Origin of the sequence: Brevundimonas sp. (genome assembly GCF_044239655.1) — a bacterium.
Taxonomy (GTDB): domain Bacteria; phylum Pseudomonadota; class Alphaproteobacteria; order Caulobacterales; family Caulobacteraceae; genus Brevundimonas.
Genome location: NZ_JBIIAY010000097.1, coordinates 1 through 12,216 on the forward strand (window position 1 = coordinate 1; position 12,216 = coordinate 12,216).

At 67.8% G+C, this 12,216-nt stretch carries 16 protein-coding genes, 1 pseudogene and 1 riboswitch; of the genes and pseudogenes, 9 read left to right on the forward strand and 8 right to left on the reverse strand.

Annotated elements, in window-relative coordinates; genetic code table 11:
- Window positions 1-44: 44 nt before the first annotated feature.
- From ACILQR_RS12375 to ACILQR_RS12385, 3 genes are all read right to left on the reverse strand, one after another.
- Window positions 45-1,028, reverse strand: coding sequence for a class 1 fructose-bisphosphatase (locus ACILQR_RS12375; protein ID WP_395651709.1), 984 nt, complete (start codon window positions 1,026-1,028; stop codon window positions 45-47).
- An 85-nt stretch (window positions 1,029-1,113) separates the two neighbouring features.
- On the reverse strand, window positions 1,114-1,683 hold the full coding sequence (locus ACILQR_RS12380) for a TMEM165/GDT1 family protein (protein ID WP_395651710.1): 570 nt from the start codon (window positions 1,681-1,683) through the stop codon (window positions 1,114-1,116).
- Between the two features lie 19 nt (window positions 1,684-1,702).
- Window positions 1,703-1,900: riboswitch (yybP-ykoY riboswitch) on the reverse strand.
- Between the two features lie 56 nt (window positions 1,901-1,956).
- Complete coding sequence (locus ACILQR_RS12385) at window positions 1,957-3,189, reverse strand: NAD(P)/FAD-dependent oxidoreductase (RefSeq protein ID WP_395651711.1); 1,233 nt, start codon at window positions 3,187-3,189, stop codon at window positions 1,957-1,959.
- Window positions 3,190-3,246: 57 nt separating this feature from the next.
- Here ACILQR_RS12385 and greA point away from each other — a divergent pair, with 57 nt between their 5' ends.
- Complete coding sequence (gene greA / locus ACILQR_RS12390) at window positions 3,247-3,723, forward strand: transcription elongation factor GreA (protein ID WP_395651712.1); 477 nt, start codon at window positions 3,247-3,249, stop codon at window positions 3,721-3,723.
- 182 nt (window positions 3,724-3,905) lie between these two features.
- Here the strand turns inward: greA and ACILQR_RS12395 are convergent, their stop codons facing one another.
- Window positions 3,906-4,808 carry an aldo/keto reductase gene (locus ACILQR_RS12395; protein WP_395651713.1) on the reverse strand — a complete coding sequence of 301 codons (903 nt, stop codon included), beginning with the start codon at window positions 4,806-4,808 and terminating at the stop codon, window positions 3,906-3,908.
- Between the two features lie 291 nt (window positions 4,809-5,099).
- Here ACILQR_RS12395 and ACILQR_RS12400 point away from each other — a divergent pair, with 291 nt between their 5' ends.
- The 3 genes from ACILQR_RS12400 (at window position 5,100) to ACILQR_RS12410 (ending at window position 6,179) form a co-directional block, all read left to right on the forward strand.
- Window positions 5,100-5,477: a DUF883 domain-containing protein gene (locus ACILQR_RS12400; RefSeq protein WP_395651714.1), complete on the forward strand. Its 378-nt coding sequence runs from the start codon at window positions 5,100-5,102 to the stop codon at window positions 5,475-5,477.
- The gene (locus ACILQR_RS12405; protein WP_395651715.1) at window positions 5,477-5,887 is read left to right on the forward strand and encodes a hypothetical protein; all 411 of its coding nucleotides are present in this window, start codon (window positions 5,477-5,479) and stop codon (window positions 5,885-5,887) included. Before ACILQR_RS12400 ends, ACILQR_RS12405 begins: the two co-directional genes overlap by 1 nt.
- Before the next feature lie 115 nt (window positions 5,888-6,002).
- The gene (locus ACILQR_RS12410; protein WP_395651716.1) at window positions 6,003-6,179 is read left to right on the forward strand and encodes a DUF1328 domain-containing protein; all 177 of its coding nucleotides are present in this window, start codon (window positions 6,003-6,005) and stop codon (window positions 6,177-6,179) included.
- 148 nt (window positions 6,180-6,327) lie between these two features.
- On the opposite strand, the pseudogene ACILQR_RS12415 reads toward ACILQR_RS12410, so the two are convergent.
- Both ACILQR_RS12415 and ACILQR_RS12420 read right to left on the reverse strand, forming a co-directional pair.
- Window positions 6,328-6,420: pseudogene (locus ACILQR_RS12415) on the reverse strand (hypothetical protein); the annotation flags it as partial.
- Between the two features lie 59 nt (window positions 6,421-6,479).
- Entirely contained in the window at window positions 6,480-6,947 is a 468-nt protein-coding gene (locus tag ACILQR_RS12420; protein ID WP_395651717.1) for a ferritin family protein, read from the reverse strand.
- A gap of 207 nt (window positions 6,948-7,154) precedes the next feature.
- Between ACILQR_RS12420 and ACILQR_RS12425 the strand changes: the two genes are divergently transcribed.
- From ACILQR_RS12425 to ACILQR_RS12445, 5 genes are read left to right on the forward strand one after another with little or no spacing between them, the layout of a single operon-like run.
- Window positions 7,155-7,457: a PepSY domain-containing protein gene (locus tag ACILQR_RS12425; RefSeq protein WP_395651718.1), complete on the forward strand. Its 303-nt coding sequence runs from the start codon at window positions 7,155-7,157 to the stop codon at window positions 7,455-7,457.
- Between the two features lie 20 nt (window positions 7,458-7,477).
- On the forward strand, window positions 7,478-8,077 hold the full coding sequence (locus tag ACILQR_RS12430; RefSeq protein WP_395651724.1) for a cytochrome b/b6 domain-containing protein: 600 nt from the start codon (window positions 7,478-7,480) through the stop codon (window positions 8,075-8,077).
- Complete coding sequence (locus ACILQR_RS12435; RefSeq protein ID WP_395651719.1) at window positions 8,058-8,735, forward strand: response regulator transcription factor; 678 nt, start codon at window positions 8,058-8,060, stop codon at window positions 8,733-8,735. Before ACILQR_RS12430 ends, ACILQR_RS12435 begins: the two co-directional genes overlap by 20 nt.
- Window positions 8,732-9,760, forward strand: coding sequence for a sensor histidine kinase (locus ACILQR_RS12440; RefSeq protein ID WP_395651720.1), 1,029 nt, complete (start codon window positions 8,732-8,734; stop codon window positions 9,758-9,760). Before ACILQR_RS12435 ends, ACILQR_RS12440 begins: the two co-directional genes overlap by 4 nt.
- Entirely contained in the window at window positions 9,757-10,458 is a 702-nt protein-coding gene (locus ACILQR_RS12445) for a VIT family protein (protein ID WP_395651721.1), read from the forward strand. The genes ACILQR_RS12440 and ACILQR_RS12445 overlap by 4 nt, the downstream gene beginning before the upstream one ends.
- A 21-nt stretch (window positions 10,459-10,479) precedes the next feature.
- Here the strand turns inward: ACILQR_RS12445 and ACILQR_RS12450 are convergent, their stop codons facing one another.
- Together ACILQR_RS12450 and ACILQR_RS12455 are read right to left on the reverse strand one after the other, a co-directional pair.
- Complete coding sequence (locus ACILQR_RS12450; RefSeq protein WP_395651722.1) at window positions 10,480-11,190, reverse strand: cytochrome b/b6 domain-containing protein; 711 nt, start codon at window positions 11,188-11,190, stop codon at window positions 10,480-10,482.
- Between the two features lie 272 nt (window positions 11,191-11,462).
- On the reverse strand, window positions 11,463-12,216 hold a 754-nt coding region (locus tag ACILQR_RS12455; protein WP_395651723.1), incomplete at its 5' end, for a TCP-1/cpn60 chaperonin family protein.

The window sequence follows — 12,216 nt, forward strand, 5'->3', positions numbered from 1 at the left end:
CCAACGCCCCGGCCGCTGAGCCGCGACGTCAAACCAACCTCAGGTCATTCCCCCGCCGGGGTACCGGCATAGGCGTCGATCTCGTTGGCGGATCCCAGGGCGACGGCGCAGCGCTCGTGCAGCTTCTGCGGGATGACGTCGAGGATCGGGGTCACCCCGTCGGTGGTGGCCTTGCCCCCCGCGCGTTCGATCAGCAGGGCCATGGGCGCGCCTTCGTACAGCAGGCGCAGCTTGCCGGGCCGGTCGGGCTCGCGCTGGTCCCACGGATAGAGGAAGACCCCGCCGCGCATCAGGATGCGGTGAACGTCGGCGACCATGGCCGCGACCCAGCGCATGTTGAAATCCTTGCCCCGGGGCCCGGTCTTGCCGGCCAGGCAGTCGTCGATATAGGCGCGCACGTCCGGGGCCCAGTGGCGGCGGTTCGACATGTTGATGGCGAACTCCTTGGTATCGGCGGGCACGACGATGTCGGGATGGGTCAGGTGCCAGCGCCCCTGCGCGTCCAGCGTAAAGCCCGTCACGCCGCCCGACAGGGTCAGCACCAGCATGGTCTGTGCCCCATAGACCGCATACCCGGCCCCGACCTGTTTCCGCCCCCCGATCAGGAAGTCGGCCTCGACGGGCGCGCGGCCCTCGGGCGCGGGCAGGATGGAGAAGATCGTCCCCACCGGCGCATTGATGTCGATGTTGGACGACCCGTCCAGCGGATCGAAGGTGACCAGGTATCCGCCGCTGCGGCCGGTCGGTTCGATCAGGTCCATCTCCTCGGACCCCACGGCGGCGACGGGCTGACAGGCCTTCAGCCGGTCGGTCAGCATGTCGTTGGTCATGACGTCGAGCTTCTTCTGCTCCTCGTCCTGGACGTTGGCCGTGCCCGCCAGCCCCAGCGCCCCGGCCAGACCGCCCAGCCGCACAACGCCCGCGATGGCCACGCACTCGGCGGCGATGGCGGCGACCACGACCTTCAGGGCCTCGGGCACATCCTGTCCGGCCAGATGATCGTCGAGAGTAGGGTAGGCGGCGGTCATGGGCGGCAATCCGTGCTGTCGAACGGGGGTGTCCTATCGCGACAGACCGCCCGCGTCACCTGAGAAGCCGTCACCCTCTCTGAGGCTAGGGGGCGATCAGCACCCACAGCCCGGTCAGGGCGAACCCCGCTGCCGCCGCCATACGGATGTGTTTCAGCGGCAACCGCTTGGCCGCCGCCTCGCCCATGAAGACGGCGGGGCCGTTGACCAGCATCATCCCCAGGGTCGATCCGGCGACCACCAGCGGCAGGGTCTCGAACCGGGCAGCCAGGGCGGCGGTGGCGATCTGGGTCTTGTCGCCCATCTCGACCAGGAAGAAGGCGACCGTGGTGGCCCAGAACACGGCCAGCGCCGTCTTCTGGGGTTTCATCCCGCCCTCGTCGTCGTCGAGTTTGTCGGGAATCAGGGCCCAGGCGGCGAACCCGAGGAAGGCGATCCCGACGACCCACCTCATCCACGGCCCGCTCAGAAAATGCGCGAACAGGGTCCCGGCCAGGGCGGCCAGGGCGTGGTTGGCCAGGGTGGCGATCAGGATTCCGGCGATGATCGGCACGGGCCGTCGCCAGGTGGCGGCGAGCGCAATAGCCAGCAGCATGGTCTTGTCACCGATCTCGGCGATGGCGACCAGACCGGTCGAAACAAGGAAGGCTTCCATTCGGGCACGTCATTGCGCGGGGCGTCGGCGGACAGACCAAGGCGTTCGCAACCGAGGCCCCGCGTGAAGCACCCTTGCGAAAACCAGCGGTCTTGCCGTGACGACCTCGATCGAGCGATCGACGTCTCCTTCCCGCGCCATCCTCTCCGGGGAGAGGAAGTATGTTGACGCGGGCCCCGCTGAGAACTGCGGGCGGCTACTCCCCGATGACAGGTCGGGGCTTTAGCGGCGTCGGTGCCGTCGGGGCAAGCGAGAGCGACTCGCAAAGTCCCGTCAGCGCGGCTGCGATATCAGCCAGTCCAGCGCCCCATTCGCCGCCACGACCCCCGACGCCAGCGAGGCCTGCAACAGATAGCCCCCGGTCGGGGCCTCCCAGTCCAGCATCTCTCCGGCGACGAAGACCCCCGGCCGCGTAGCCAGCATCAGCCGTTCATCCAGACTTTCGAACCAAACCCCACCGGCGGTGGAGATGGCCCGGTCTAGCCCCTGCATTCCGGTCAGGGTCAGGCGCACGGCCTTGATCCGGCGGGCCAGCTTGTCGGACCCGGTCGGGATCGCCCCGGGGATTTCCCGCAGCACGGCGATGGCGGCGGGCGACAGGCCGCCGGCCTTGCGCAACAGGTTGGTCATGCTGTCCTTGGACCGCGCGTCGTCCAGCCGCGCGGCCAGGGCCTCGACCGTCAGGTCGGGCCTCAGGTCGATCGTCAGCACCGCCGACCCGTCGCGCGCGATCGCCTCGCGCAGCGGCCCCGACAAGGCATAGATCGCGCCCCCCTCCAGCCCATACCGCGTCAGCATCACCTCGCCCCGCACCGTCTGGTCCGCGATGCTGAGAGAGACCGCCTTCAACGGCTGACCCGCCGCCCGCTCGATCAGGATCGGCGACCAGGCCACGTCGAACCCGGCGTTGGCGGGCCGCAGCGGCGACACCTCGGCCCCGGCCGCTTCCAGATCACCGACCCAGGCCCCGTCCGACCCCAGCCGGGGCCAGCTCGCGCCGCCCAGCGCCAGAACCACCGCGTCCGGCCGCTCGACCACCGGGCCTTCGGCCGTGTCGAACGTCACGCCGTCCCCGGACCATCCCGTCCAGCGCGACCGGGTCTTGAGGGTGACCCCCAGTCCGCCGAGCCGCGCCAGCCAGGCCCGGACCAGGGGTGAGGCCTTCATCGCGCGCGGAAACACCCGGCCGCTCGACCCCACGAAGGTCGGCTGGCCCAGCCCCTCGGCCCAGGTCGTCAGGTCGTCCGGTGAAAAGGCGTCGAGCCAGTCCGACACCACGCCCGCCCGCTCGCCGTATCGGCCCAGAAATGCCGCCTGTTCCTCCGTATGGGTCAGGTTCAGCCCCCCGCGCCCGGCCAGCAACAGCTTCCTCGCCGGCGACGGCATCCGCTCATGCACGGTCACCACGACCCCGGCCCGGGCCAGAACCTCGGCGGCCATCAGCCCGGCAGGGCCCGCCCCGATGACGGTGACGGATGGGGTGGAGGCGGTGGGAATGTCGGACATGGGCCCTCCTAGCCGATCCGCTGGGAACTTGCAGGGCTCAAGCGCTATAGAGAACCCATGAGCGTCGCCTTCACCCGCGAGGAAGACCTGGAGGCCACGGCCGCCGATCTTCCCGACCGTCCGATTTCCCCTCACGCCAACCTCGTCACGCCCGCGGGTCTGGCGGCGATCGAGCGCGAACTGGCCTCCGCGCGCGCGGCCTACAGCGGTGCTCAGGCCCACGGCTCGATCGAGGCCGACCGCACCGCCATGGCCCGCGCGACGCGGGATCTGCGCTACTGGTCCGCCCGCCGCGCCAATGCCCAGCTGGTCGAGACCACGGCCGACGGCACGGTCCGCTTCGGCGGCTCGGTGACCATCGAACGCGAGGACGGCCGCACCCAGACCTGGGCCATCGTCGGCGAGGACGAGGCCGACCCGGCCACCGGCTCCGTCAGCCACGTCTCCCCCCTCGCCCGCGCCCTCACCGGCAAACGCGTCGGCGACGAAGCCGTCGTAGCGGGTCAGTCGGTCGAGGTCGTCGCGGTGGACTGACTCTCCTCCCCGTCGCACAGCGATGGGGAGGTGTCGCGGTGGCGCTTGGCGCCGTGACGGAGGGGGCGACACGCTATCGAAGGTGGGGGCTTTCTAAGTCTGCAGGTCAGACCGAGTCGCCCCTCCGTCACGGCCCAAAGGTGGGCCGCGCCACCTTCCTATGCTTCGCACGGGGAGGAGAGTTAGGCCGCCCGGCTGGCGGGTACGCGCACCGACCGGCTCAGCGAACAGGCGGCCGGCTCGGTCAGGGCCAGGGCTTCCCAGTCCAGGTCGGGCCGGGGGGCGTGGGCGGCGGCCAGGATGGCGCGCAGTTCGGCGGCGGAGGCCACCGAGGCGATGGCGGCGCTGACCGGCGGCAGGCCCAGCGCAAAGGCCAGGGCCGCCTGCATCGGATCGACCCGCGCCTCGGCCAGGCGACGCCGCGTCCGCGACAGGGCCGCGCCGTGTTCCGCCAGATGATCGGGCAGGTGCTCGCGCGCGGCGAACAGCAGCCCCCGCGCGAAGATCGACGAGATATGGACGTCGACGCCCATGCCGGCCAGGTCGGAAATGACCCCTTCGGACACCGGCCGCTGGTCCAGCAGGTTGCAGGGCATCTGGACGATGTCGGGCTGGAAACGCCGCGCCAGCAGGGTCGGGCCGTCCTCCATGGTGGCGCAGAAGCCGATCCGTTTGAACAGGCCGCGATCCTTCAGCGCCCTCAGCCGGTCCCACAGGGCGCGACCGTCGGCACCGGCCAGGTCATGGGCGCTGGACACCAGGACGGCGTCGCCGCGCGGCAGGCCCAAACGTTCCAGCGAGCGCCGGGCGCGGGCCTCGACCCGGTCGATCCCCTCGGACAGGGGCACGGTGCGCACGGTGACGCGGAAAGGGGAGGGGAAGGGCCAGGCCTGGCCCAGCAGGCGTTCGGTGTCGGCCTCGGGCCGGGTGGCGACTATGCCGACGCCGGCGTCCGCCCCCGTCGACAGCAGCAGTCGCATCGCCTCCTCGCGCGCGCCCACGGGCGCCGGCGTCGCGCGCTCGGGCTCGGTCACCACGGCGAGAGCCAGCCGGGCGACGGACGAAGAGGAAGGGTTCAGCAGCACAAGCCTACCCTGCCCCATAAAGTTTAAGGGAGGCTGACCCGGAAGTTCCCAAGACCTTACTGACGTAACCTTGTGCGCTGGCGCGCAAGGGCGCTACCGCTCGGCGCGCGGCGCCTCGCTGCTTGAGCGCGAACGTGTGCGTTGCGAAGAATTCCGTCCGGCGCTCAAGCAGGGAGCGACCGCGTCGCGACCGTTAGCGCCTTCCGCGAAGCGGAACCCCCTACGGGGAGTGGCGTTACGGGGCGAGGACCTCTATTTACGGTCAAGCTGAAACCCTCCGGAGCGCGCACCATGGCCACCACCAAGGCTCGAGAAGACATCAAGAACGACCTCAAGACCCTGAAGGACGATCTGAAGACCGGCGCCCGCGAGGAAACTGCGCGCCTCAAGGAAAAGGCCGCCGAGGCCAAGGCCCGCCTGACCGAAAAGGCCACCGAGAGCGAAGCCGTCCTGCGCGCCCGCGCCGAGGAGGTCCGCGAACAGGCTCGTGGCTATTACGACCAGGCCCGCGTGCGCGGCCGTGAATATTATGACGACGCCTCCGAGCGGTTCGACGAAGCCCAGCGCTACATCACCGAACGGGTCCAGGAACGCCCCGTGCAGTCGACCGCCATCGCGCTGGGCGTCGGCGTCGTGCTGGGCCTGCTGCTCGCCGGTCGTCGCCGCTGATGCTCAAGGGCGTAGTCTCCAAGGTCGTCGCCGGTCTCGCGGCCGGCGCCAGCCTGTTCGTGGCTATCGTGGCGCTGGGGGCCACGCTGTTCTTCGCGCTGGATCTGGTGCTTCCGGCCCTGGGCGCGGCGGCCATCACCTTCGGGGTATTCGCCGTGGTCGCCCTCGTGATCGCCCTGGTCTTCCTCAAGGGCGACGGCTTCGGCCATGCCGAGGAGGAGGAAGAGCCCGAAACCTTCGTCCAGAAGGCCGTTCACATGATCCGCGAACGCCCGATCCTGGGTGCCGTCGGTGGTCTGGGGGCCCTGTTCCTGCTCCTGCGCAACCCGGCCCTGGCCGCCATCGCCGCCAGCATGATCACCGAAAAGCGGATGGAGAGCCGGGGCTACGGCCGCAAGCGCCGCCGTTAATAACGGCGGCCATGGAACGGTGAGTGAGGCGCTGCGTTGAATCGTCGCGGTGCCAAAAGACGGCGGCGCCAAATGTTCGTCACCTCTTTCATTCACCGATTACTTGGAGGCTACCATGCTTCGCTGGGCCATCATCTTCTTCGTCGTCGCACTGATTGCGGCAGTTCTGGGCTTCGGCGGCATCGCCGGCATGTCCTTCGAGATCGCCAAGTTCGTGGCCATCATCGCCGTGATCCTGTTCGTGGTCTCGCTCGTCATGAACGGCATGCGCGGTCGCGGCACCCGAATCTAGCGACTCCTGCGGGTCGAAACGTTCAAGGCCGCCGCCCGACAGGGCGGCGGCCTTTTCCTTGGATGTTGCTCCAGAACTCACGCAGCAGAAAGGGCGAGCCCGTCGCCGGACCCGCCCTCCCTTTTTTCTGGCGTCTGAGTGACGTGGACTAGAAGTCCATGCCGCCCATGCCGCCGCCCTTCTTGGGGGCGTCGGCCACGGCCGCTTCGGTGGTGATCAGGATCGAGGCCACCGAGGCGGCGACGCCCAGGCCTTCGCTCCCCTCGTCGGCCTCTGGCGAAGGGAGCGACGGAGAATAGCCTAGCGAGACTGACGGAGGAGTTCGGCGGCCGCGCGATAACGCTCGTAATGATCGCCCTCGTCGGACGCGATCTGGCGGAACATCGCGGCGGCGCGGGTGTCGCCCACGGCTTCGGCCTGGTCCGCAAAGCCGATATACATGGTCAAGTTCTCGTACTGCTCGCCCGCCATTGCATCCACCAGATTGGCGTCGTTGGTGCCGTCCAGCTTCAGGGCGTCGGCCTCGCGCGCGAAATGCTCGTTGGCCTCCACGTTAGCCGAGCTCTCGAACAGCTGGGCCAGTTCGACGTTGCCGCCCTCTCGTGCGACCTCGGCGTAGCGAAGATATTTCAGGTTGGCGAAGGCCTCGCCGTGCATGGCGGCCTCCAGATTGGCCCGCGTCTGCGGATTCAGGTCCTGGGCGGATGCCGCCCCGGCCGACAGGGCGATGGCGGCGACGGCTGTGGTCAGAAGGCTCTTGAGGGTCATGGGAAGGCTCCGGTGTCTGGGGTGCGCCCGATGCGCCGGTGCCGTCTGGGCGCGAAGCCTGACCGGAGCCTGACGACAGCACAGTATCGGGCATTCGCGCTCGTCGCGGTTTCGGCCGAACCGTCAGGTCGCCGTCAGCTTTGGACATCAGGTTGGCATCACCGGGCGATGGTGCCCGGCGACACAATCATCGTCTTGAGGCACCCCATGAAGAAATTCCTGATCCCTTCGGCCATCGCCCTGTCGCTGGCCGCAACCGTCGGCATGGCCATGACCGGCTTTGCGACCTCGGCCTCTGCCGGCCCGGTCTGCACCACCGCGCCCCGCGCCCAATGGCTGACCGAAGCCCAGATGCGTGAGCGTATCGCACGACTGGGCTACACCAACATCCGCGTCTTTCAGGTCAGCGGCAGCTGCTACGAAATCTATGCCCGCGCCGCCAACGGCCGTCGCGCCGAGGTGTATTTCAACCCGGTGACCGGTGCGGTCGTCCAGAACAACGAGGACTGAGTCCTGTGACCAAGGCAACCGTGGTTCTGGGGGATGGGACAGTCGTCCCATCCCCTGCATTGATGCCAAAGCGAACCAAGGTCTGGGATCCGGTCGTGCGCCTGTTTCACTGGACCCTCGTTCTGGGCATCGTCGCCAATCTGACCGTGTTTCGCGAACTGAAGTCGGTTCACCGCTATGTCGGCTATGTCATCGTCGCAGCCATCACCATCCGGCTGGTGTGGGGATTCATCGGCCCGCGCCACGCCCGGTTCGCCGATTTCGTGGCTGGGCCGCGTCGCCTCATCGGATATCTCAAGGCCATGATCCAGCGGCGTGAGCCGCGCTACATCGGCCACAACCCGGCGGGCGGCCTCATGATGATCGCGCTGATCCTGCTGTCGCTTTTCTGCGGCGTGACCGGATGGATGATGGGTCTGGACGCCTTCTGGGGCGCGCCATGGCTGGAAGCCACGCACGAGACGGCCGCCAACACCATCATGGCCCTCGCGATCCTGCATGTGCTTGCGGCCCTCGTGGAAAGCTGGCGTCACCGCGAAAATCTGGTCATGTCGATGGTGACCGGCTGGAAACGTTCCGCCAGCGGAACGGATGTCGATCATGCGTCTCCTCCTCGTTGAAGACACGATCCGGCTGGGCGAGCTCCTGAGCGAAGGGCTCGTCCAGGACGGCTTCGTCGTCGACTGGCGCCAGGACATCGAGGGGGCGGCCGAGGCCGTCGCTAGTGCGACCTACGATCTGATTCTTCTGGACCTCGGACTGCCGGATGGCGACGGACTCGACTGGGTCCGGACGCTCAGAAGCGCGACGGACCTGACGCCCATCCTGGTGCTGACCGCACGGGGAGGGCTCGACGATCGTGTCACCGGGCTGGATGCCGGCGCAGACGACTATCTGGTCAAGCCGTTCGAGGCTTCGGAGCTGTCGGCGCGGTGCCGGGCAATCCTGCGTCGGCCCGGTCAGCGGATGACTCCGGTGCTTCGTGTGGGACCACTCGCGTTCGACGTCGCGTCGCGCCAGGCGGTGCACGGTGATCTGCCGATCGAACTGTCACGCCGGGAAGGCGATCTCCTTGAGGCGCTGATGCGCCGTGCGGGTTCCGTCGTGACCCGGGGGGCACTGGAAGAGTCTCTCTATGCGTTCAACGAGCCGGTCACGCCAAACGCTGTCGAGGTGGCGGTCTCCAGACTGCGCCGCAAGCTCGACGATGCAGGCTGCACGGGAATGCTGCACACGGTTCGAGGCCTTGGCTATCTGATGCGGGATGCCGTCGCGTGACCCATACGCCCTCCATCTTCCAGCGCCTGATGCTGGGGTTCGCCCTGATGAGCGTCATCGGTGGCTTCATCCTGCTTCTGTTCGTCGGCGTCGAATACGGCCTGTCCTCCCGGGCGAGGCGGGACGAGATCCAGTTCGCGGGGATCGCGAACGAGGTCGCCGACCATGTCGTGGTGCCGTTGCTGGTGCTGATCATACCCATGACCCTGGCCGCGCTCTGGGTCATCCGCTCATCCCTTCGGCCGCTGAGCCTCGCCGGTGCGCGGATCGAGGCCGCCCAGGCCGCAGACAAGGGTTTCCGGGTCGATCTGCAAGACTTTCCCATCGAGGCGACCGGCTTCGCTGACGCCGTGAATGGATTGCTGGCGCGTCTCGATGAGGCCGCGACCCGTCAGGAAGCATTCGCCGCCGACGTTGCGCATGAGTTGAGAACGCCTCTTGCAGTTCTGGGGCTTGAGCTGGAACGGCTGGATTCGCCCGAGGCACATAGGCTGAAACGGGATGTCTCGGCGATGTCGCGGCTGGTCGATCAGCTTCTGGTGCTGGCTCAACTGGATGCCCAGGCAGCGGCACCGGCGACGGCGACTTCGGTCGATCTGGCGGACGTCGCCACGGAAATCGTCTCGCAGTATGCCCCCCTCGCGGTCGCGCAGAACAAGTCTTTGGCGCTCGAGCTGGACGGCGGAGTCCTGATTGAAGGCAGACGTGAAGCCATCGCCGCCGCGCTTCGGAACCTCGTCGAGAACGGGCTTCGGGTGACGCCACCGGGAGGGACGGTGACAGTGACGGCTGGATCCGGTGCAAGGCTTTCGGTGATCGATGGCGGGGGTGGACTGACGCCGGAGCGCCTCGCTGAACTCTGCCAGCGCTATCGCCGAGGGGATCACGCCAGCGGAAGCGGTGCCGGTCTGGGATTGGCCATCGTCTCGCGGATCATGGTGGCGCATGGTGGACGGATCGAGACCCGGCCGGACCAGTCCGAACTGATTCTTTTGTTCACCCCGTCGACCGAAAACCGATCATGAGCCGACTTGAGCGCCATCCCGAACGCCATCTGGTCTCCCGGATCGGATGGCTGCGCGCTGCGGTGCTGGGAGCCAATGATGGACTGGTGTCTACCGCCAGTCTGATTGTCGGTGTGGCGGCTGCGCAGACGGACAAGACAGGCATCCTGATCGCCGGCGTCGCAGGCCTGGTCGCCGGCGCCATGTCCATGGCGGCGGGCGAATATGTCTCGGTCAGTTCACAGGCTGACACCGAGGCCGCCGATATGGCGCGTGAGCGCGCCGAGCTTGACGCCGATCCGGAAGCGGAGACCCGCGAGCTGGCCGCGATCTATCGCAGCCGGGGCGTCGATCCGCAGGTCTCGCTGGAAGTCGCGCGCCAGCTTATGGTCCATGATGCGCTGGGGGCGCACGCGCGTGACGAACTCGGTCTCTCGGAGCATACAGCCGCGCGCCCGATCCAGGCGGCACTCACCTCGGCTGCGACCTTCTCGGTGGGCGCTGTCCTGCCGCTGGCGGTGGTGGTCGTGGCCCCTGGATCGCTGCTTGTCGCCCTGGTGTCGGGCTCGGCCCTCATCGGACTGGCCCTGCTGGGCGGCATCGGTGCCAGGGTCGGCGGGGCCGGCATCGTCAAGGCAGTGCTGCGCGTCACCTTCTGGGGGGCTTTCGCGATGGGGCTGACGGCCGGCATCGGCCACCTGTTCGGAACGGTCATCTAGGCTGGCAATGCCCAAGCCGATTCAGTCCTCGTCCCGTTCCCCGGCCTCGTCACCTTCGCCGCCCTCACCCCCTTCGCCGGCTTCCCCGTGTGTGCCCGGTGTGAAGGCCAGCGGATCGACACGGGTCGCTGCATAGGCGGAGCCCGCGACGACCAGGACGGCAAGGGGAATGGCCACGCGCGCCGGCGGAGCGGCGTCCTGGGCATTGGGGAAATGCGTCGTCTTCTTGCGGCCGGTGATCATGGCACCGATCAGATTGTCCCGGGTCAGGAACGACATCGCCACGACGGCGACGACGTGCAGGGCGATCGTCGCCAGAAGCATGTAGGCGATGGCCTCATGCCCATCTTCTCCGCCCGTGATGCCGGTGAAGGTCGTCGCGGCGACGAGGGCCAGAAGCACAATCACCGCGATCCCGCCCAGCGGATTGTGGCCCAGCGAGGCATGAACCCTTCCAGCGAACAGTCCTCTCACATGACCCGCCATTCGTGAGGGGCGGATCAGGTTGACGAAGCGGGCATGCTCGCCGCCCACGAAACCCCAGACCAGCCGGAAGGCGATCAGGATCGCCGCCACCCAGCCCGCCGGCACATGCCAGGGCGACAGGGCGCTGCCCTCCTCCGAAGACAGGAAGGCGACCGCGATGGCGGCTACGAGGAGCCAATGGAACAGGCGGGTGCCCCAGTCCCAGGTCTTGATGGTTCTGATCGCCTGGGGAGCCGTGCTGGTCATTGAAACCTCCGTTTGAAGGGAGACTGGTCGCAGAACCTGACGACAGCCTGACATCGAGCGGGTCGTACGTTGGCTCAGTTCAAGAGTGCTTGCAGGCGGCCGGGGCCTTGGAAGGTAGATGTTCTGGAAGAGCGCGAACGCGCCGTCACACAGGCGGTCACAGCCGGAAAGCCGGCGTTCCAAAAACTGCCTTGTGCAGCAACTGATCAAAGAAAAGGGCGGGCCCGTCGCCGGACCCGCCCTCCCTGTTTCTGGCGTCTGAGTGACGTGGACTAGAAGTCCATGCCGCCCATGCCACCCATGCCGCCGCCCATGTCGGGGGCGCCGCCGCCGCCCTTCTTGGGGGCGTCGGCCACGGCCGCTTCGGTCGTGATCAGGATCGAGGCCACCGAGGCCGCGTCGGTCAGGGCGGTGCGGACCACCTTGGCCGGGTCGATCACGCCCATGGCGACCAGGTCGCCGTACTCTTCGGTCTGGGCGTTGAAGCCGAAGGTGGGCGAGGCGTTTTCAAGCACCTTGCCGACCACGATCGAGCCTTCGACGCCGGCGTTTTCCACGATCTGGCGGATCGGGGCCTGGATGGCGCGACGGATGATGGCGATGCCGGCGGTCTGGTCGGCGTTGTCGCCGGTCAGGCCTTCAAGCGCCTTGGTCGCCTTCAGCAGGGCGATGCCGCCGCCGGGGACGATGCCTTCTTCAACCGCGGCACGCGTGGCGTTCAGGGCGTCGTCGACGCGGTCCTTCTTTTCCTTGACTTCGACTTCGGTCGAGCCGCCGACGCGGATGACGGCGACGCCGCCGGCCAGCTTGGCCAGACGTTCCTGCAGCTTTTCCTTGTCGTAGTCCGAGGTGGTGTCCTCGATCTGCTTCTTGATCTGGCCGATGCGGGCCTCGATCTCGTCCTTGCCGCCGACGCCGTCCACGATGGTGGTGTCGTCCTTGGTGATGGTGACCTTCTTGGCCTTGCCGAGCATGTCGAGGGTGACGTTCTCGAGCTTGATGCCCAGGTCTTCACTGATGACCTGG